This window comes from Neisseria sp. P0014.S009 (assembly GCF_051958155.1).
Taxonomy (GTDB): domain Bacteria; phylum Pseudomonadota; class Gammaproteobacteria; order Burkholderiales; family Neisseriaceae; genus Neisseria; species Neisseria flavescens_C.
Genome location: NZ_JBQCVS010000108.1, coordinates 1 through 280 on the forward strand (window position 1 = coordinate 1; position 280 = coordinate 280).

Annotated in this window: 1 protein-coding gene; it reads right to left on the minus strand. The window is 37.5% G+C overall.

From position 1 onward, the window contains the following. The coding region (locus ACTHS4_RS11890; RefSeq protein WP_440365988.1) for a hypothetical protein at positions 1-280 on the minus strand (280 nt) is incomplete at both ends.

Here is a 280-nt window from a genome sequence, read left to right on the forward strand (position 1 = left end):
TCCTCAAACAAGTTATGAATCGTATCTGCCAGCTCATATGCTGAAAATAAGTTCGACCGTTCGATCGCATACATAGGAATTTGACTAGCAATCTTAACCGATAAGTCAAAATGCCAAGTTAATAGTCCTAACCGCCCGATCATAAAAGGACGATATGTATGAGTATCCAAAACTTCAATTTTTTGCAACCCATTTAAAGGATGTATTTCTTTTGGTCTTTCATTCACCTGATGTAGGACGAAAATACCTGCAAGTGGAACCGAGTGATGTGTAAATACAT